Raw genomic sequence first — 2,996 nt, forward strand, 5'->3', positions numbered from 1 at the left:
CGGACCCGGCTTTCCAGGGTAAGCCGGGCGACGCTAGCGATCGAGGGCAGCGCCTCCCCGCGGAAGCCGAAGCTGGTGACCTGGTCGATAGCCTCGCCCGGAAGCTTGGAGGTTGCATGCCGCTCCAGCGCCAGCCGCATCTCGTCGGGGCTCATCCCGCAGCCGTCGTCGATGACTTCGATTCGCTCTGTCCCACCGCCCGACAACCATATCGCAACCTCGCTGGCACCTGCATCGAGGGCGTTTTCCACAAGTTCCTTCAGGGCGCTCGCCGGCCTCTCGACGACTTCGCCCGCGGCAATGCGATTGACCAGCTCGGGCGGCAGCCTTCTTATTGACATGACCAGGGTCTTATCCCAATCCGAGCGGGCCGGCGAAGCGCTGATTTCTCGCGGAAATTCAGACCGCATTCAATGGAATGGGATCAATCCGAATTTAAGGCCGGCGATGTTCCGGGCGAGAGCGAGAGACGGGGTCAAATGTTCTGGAATCGTTGGTTTAAGTGGATGTCGCACGACATGGCAATCGACCTCGGCACCGCCAACACGCTCGTTTACGTGCGCGGCAAGGGCATCGTCCTTAACGAACCGTCAGTCGTCGCGATCGAGACGATCAACGGCGTGAAAAAGGTCAAGGCGGTCGGCGAAGACGCCAAGCTGATGATGGGCAAGACTCCCGATCAGATCGAGGCGATCCGGCCGCTTCGCGACGGAGTCATCGCCGACATCGATGTGGCAGAGCAGATGATCAAGCACTTCATCCACAAGGTGCACGGCGGCAAGATGCGCGCATGGCGCTTCCCCGAAATCGTGATCTGCGTGCCGTCGGGATCGACCAGCGTCGAGCGCCGTGCGATCCGCGATGCTGCGTCCAATGCCGGCGCCAGCGCGGTTTACTTGATCGAGGAGCCAATGGCGGCCGCGATCGGCGCCGACATGCCGGTCACTGCGCCGATCGGGTCGATGGTCGTCGACATCGGCGGGGGCACGACCGAAGTCGCGGTGCTATCGCTCCGCGGTCTCGCCTATACGACCTCGGTGCGCGTCGGCGGCGATAAGATGGACGAGGCGATCAGCTCCTACGTCCGCCGCAACCACAATCTCCTGATCGGCGAAGCCACGGCCGAGCGGATCAAGAAGGAGGTCGGGATCGCCAAGCCGCCCGTGGACGGCATCGGCAAGACGGTCCACATCAAGGGCCGCGACCTCGTCAACGGCGTGCCCAAGGAGATTTCGATCAACCAGGGCCAGATCGCCGAGGCTCTGTCGGAGCCGGTCGGAACGATCGTCGAGGGCGTTCGCATCGCGCTCGAGAACACGGCGCCGGAACTTGCCGCCGACATCTGCGACCAGGGCATCGTCCTGACCGGCGGCGGAGCGCTCCTCCAGGGTCTCGACGAAGTCCTTCGGGACGAGACGGGCCTGCCAGTCACGGTCGCCGAGGATCCGCTCACCTGCGTGGCGCTCGGCACTGGCCGCGCGCTCGAGGAAGAGCAGTTCCGCGGCGTCCTGCAAACCGCCTAGCGGGGACGTAAGCGGTGGCGACCGCTCGCCCCGGCTGGTCGCGGCGCGCGCAATATGGGCTGTTTTTCAGCTTCCTGGCACTGATCGCGGGCCTTCTCTTCGGTCTGATCCTGCTTGCGCTGTCACTGCTTGCGCCCGCGAAGTTCCAGCAGATCCGCGGCGCCGCGCTCGACCTGACGGCGCCCGCCGCCTCCAGCCTGCGCGGGGTAACGACGACCGTCGAGGGCCTCGGGAGCGGCGCCAGCGACTATTGGGACGCGACGAGCCAGAACGGCGAACTGAAGCGCGAGCGCACCGCGATGCTTCGCCGCATGGTCGAGGCGAAGGCAATCTTCCAGGAGAACCAGCAGCTCAAGGCGCTTCTCCACCTGCGCGAGCACGAGCCCGCGACCGTCGCCATCGGCCGCGTCGTCGGCTCCTCCTTCAATAGCCCGCGCCGGTTCGCGATCCTGTCCGCGGGGACAAGGGACGGCGTTCAGGTCGGAATGCCCGTCCGTTCCGCCGATGGTTTGGTCGGTCGGATTATCGACGCCGGCGCTTTGGGCTCGCGGGTTCTGCTGGTGTCGGACCGCGCCAACATCGTCCCGGCACGGCTGCTGAGGGGCGGAATGCCGGTGATCTCGCAGGGCCGCGGCGACGGTACCATCGACGTCCGTCCACTCGAAGTCGGCCGCAATCCGTTCAGGCGTGGCGACATCATCATCACGTCCGGGACGGGCGGGCTCTACCCGCCCCTGGTCCCGATCGCCCGGGTCGTGAAGCTCGATGACGACGGGGCCGTTGCGGTGCCGCTGGCCGACCCCGCCAACATCAGCTTCGCAACCGTCGAACCGCCATACGAGCCGGCGGCGATCGATTCGCAGGCGAGCCCGGACCAGGACGTGCCCTGATGGTTCGCTCCGCTCTCGCGACCAAGCGGAGGATCGGTCAGGGCCCCAAGCCGTTCGCGGGCTACATCCCGGCCGCTACGGTGGTCTTCGCGTCTTTCCTCACCGCGCTGCCGGTGATCTCGACCAGCGGCTGGTACCCCGACTTCGGCTTCCTCGCACTAATCAGCTGGCGCCTGCTTCGGTCCGACCCCTGGCCCGCCTGGTGGGCTGCGCCGCTCGGTCTCGTCAACGACCTGTTCACTGGGTTTCCGGTAGGCTTCTCAGTGACTTTGTGGAGCGCGACGATGCTCGCGCTCGATCTCGTCGACCGCCGCACCATGTGGCGGGACTATTGGATCGAATGGGGTTTGGCGGCAGTGCTGCTGGCAGCGAATGAATGGCTTCAATGGCGCGTGGCCGCCCTTTCGGGAGCGCGTGTCCCGTTCCTGGCGGTGGTCCCTGCACTCGTCATCGGGCTGTGCATCTTTCCCATCAGTGCCTGGGTCGTATCGCGCATCGACCGCTGGAGGCTCGGCCGATGAACGGCGCCAAGCGGATCACGCCCGTCCACCAGTCGCTGACCTTCTCACGGCGGATGCTGCTG

4 protein-coding genes are annotated in these 2,996 nt (G+C 66.0%); 3 read left to right on the forward strand and 1 reads right to left on the reverse strand.

Annotated elements, in window-relative coordinates:
- The coding region (gene mutL / locus JOZ79_RS00205; RefSeq protein ID WP_294068934.1) for a DNA mismatch repair endonuclease MutL at window positions 1-341 on the reverse strand (341 nt) is incomplete at its 3' end.
- Between the two features lie 138 nt (window positions 342-479).
- On the opposite strand from mutL, the gene JOZ79_RS00210 reads away from it, so the two are divergent.
- The 3 genes from JOZ79_RS00210 to JOZ79_RS00220 are packed head-to-tail and all read left to right on the forward strand — an operon-like array spanning window position 480 to window position 2,934.
- Window positions 480-1,523 carry a rod shape-determining protein gene (locus tag JOZ79_RS00210; protein WP_294068936.1) on the forward strand — a complete coding sequence of 348 codons (1,044 nt, stop codon included), beginning with the start codon at window positions 480-482 and terminating at the stop codon, window positions 1,521-1,523.
- A gap of 14 nt (window positions 1,524-1,537) precedes the next feature.
- The gene (gene mreC, locus JOZ79_RS00215) at window positions 1,538-2,413 is read left to right on the forward strand and encodes a rod shape-determining protein MreC (RefSeq protein WP_294068939.1); all 876 of its coding nucleotides are present in this window, start codon (window positions 1,538-1,540) and stop codon (window positions 2,411-2,413) included.
- On the forward strand, window positions 2,413-2,934 hold the full coding sequence (locus JOZ79_RS00220; RefSeq protein WP_294068942.1) for a rod shape-determining protein MreD: 522 nt from the start codon (window positions 2,413-2,415) through the stop codon (window positions 2,932-2,934). Before mreC ends, JOZ79_RS00220 begins: the two co-directional genes overlap by 1 nt.
- Window positions 2,935-2,996: the final 62 nt, after the last annotated feature.

Source organism: Sphingomonas sp. (genome assembly GCF_019242355.1).
Classification (GTDB): domain Bacteria; phylum Pseudomonadota; class Alphaproteobacteria; order Sphingomonadales; family Sphingomonadaceae; genus Sphingomicrobium.

Bases quoted from the DNA above. Each gene is read 5' to 3' on its own strand.
- JOZ79_RS00210 (WP_294068936.1), top strand. From the start codon at position 480: ATGTTCTGGAATCGTTGGTTTAAGTGGATGTCGCACGACATGGCAATC.
- JOZ79_RS00220 (WP_294068942.1), top strand. From the start codon at position 2,413: ATGGTTCGCTCCGCTCTCGCGACCAAGCGGAGGATCGGTCAGGGCCCC.